The sequence below is a fragment of the Streptomyces sp. NPDC043870 genome (assembly GCF_056435785.1).
The window spans coordinates 1-1580 of sequence record NZ_JBWKDT010000137.1 but is presented as its reverse complement, the minus strand read 5'-3'; the positions used below and the strand labels follow the sequence as shown (position 1 = coordinate 1580).

Below are 1580 nucleotides of genomic sequence, written 5' to 3'. Positions count from 1 at the left end.
CTAGCTACTTGCCCCTGAAAAAGGGTTTGGGCTGGTGAAGGGGCCGGTGCTGCGAGACGGCATTGTGCCACTGGCCTGTCGGCGGCGTGTCCCTCACCGGTTGAGGACGGTCATCCGCTGGAGGTTGTAGGCGAAGATCCCCAGTCCGGCCCAGGTCTGGGCGCCGGCCAAGCGGCGAAGGCGCGTGCGGCGGAATCCGAAGCTGCGCTTGAGGTGGCTGATGCGGGCCTCGATGCCGACTCTCCAGTTGCGCATCCGCCGGAAACGGCGGCTCTTCTCGTACTCACGCCGCACCTTTCCAGGCTTCCCGGCGCGTTGCAGGCCGATCCGCTGGACACCGAGTTCGGCCAGAGCCAGATCATTGGCCGCGGTGCCGAAGCCGCGGTCGGCGACGACCGTGCCCGGCGGACGGCCGGTCAGCGACGCAGCACGCTCCACCGTGGGAACCAGTTGCGGCGCGTCGGGCGGGTTCCCGCGCCGGACCTGGTGATCGACGATGAAGCCGCGTTCGTCCTCGGCCACAAGAGCGGTGTAGCCGAACTGGGTGGGGTGCTGGGGCTTGCCCTTGCGGATCGGCCGGGCGTCGGGGTCGGCCAACGAGATCAGCCGGTCGGGGATGGTGCGGATGCCCGCCAGCCGCAAGGCGGTCTGCTCCAGCAGGCGGTGGGTGCCCGCCGCGGTCTCGGCCAGCTCGCCCACCAGGTGCGCGAGTCGTCCCGAAGGCCGCTTGCCCAGTGCGCGCCGGGCATTACGCTCCACCGCCGCCACGTCCCGCAGGCTCGCGCGTGCCACGGCGGCGATTTCACTGGTGAGCCGGTCGATCTCGCCCAGCGCCTGGCCGGTGCGCCGCCGCAGCGTGCGGGAGATCTCCTTCAAACGGCGCCCCGCTGACCGGCTGCGATCACGGAAGCGGGTGCGGCTGGCTGCCCCCGACGCTTTGATCCGCCCCACCAGCCGGCCCAGCTTGCGTACTCCGTGTTCGAGCAGGTCGGCGTCCGTGGGGTGGTCGATGTCGGCTTCCACCACGGTCGTGTCAATGCGCAGCTTGCGGCACCGCAGCAGCTTGCCCTCGACCAGCTTGCTCAGCAGCGCGGCGTTCAGCTCTTCCACCGTCCGCGCTCCGCCGCGGCGGACCAGCTTGATCAGCGTGGTCGGGTGCGGCACCGGGGAGGACAGCGGGATGCGGCAGAACCGCCGCCAGCTCAACGAGTCCGCGACCTCACGACACAAGGTCTCGTAACCCAGCTGGTAGCGGTGCTTGAGATACAGAAGGCGCAGCAGCGTCTCCACCGGCACCGACGGACGCCCCAGCCGCTCGGCGAAAACCACCCGCCATGGGGCGATGAACCGCTCGTCGTCCAAGAACGCATCAACCTGAGCCAGCTCGGCCGGTAACTGCCGCGCGTGTTCTGGCAGAACATCCCACCAGGCGTCCTGTACTCCCGCGACACGCAGCACCGCCACCACCCCCGGCCGCAACTATCCGACTCCACTGTCGTGGCCAGGGCCCGGCCCTCACCAGCTCTCCCCAGAGGACAACCCAGAGGCAGCCCCAGACTTCTTCAGGGGCAAGTAGCTAG

General features: G+C 69.5%; 1 protein-coding gene. It reads right to left on the bottom strand.

Features of this window, described 5'->3' with window-relative positions:
* Window positions 1–93: 93 nt before the first annotated feature.
* Window positions 94–1458 carry an ISNCY family transposase gene (locus AC0699_RS39695; RefSeq protein ID WP_478671585.1) on the bottom strand — a complete coding sequence of 455 codons (1365 nt, stop codon included), beginning with the start codon at window positions 1456–1458 and terminating at the stop codon, window positions 94–96.
* Between the last annotated feature and the right edge of the window lie 122 nt (window positions 1459–1580).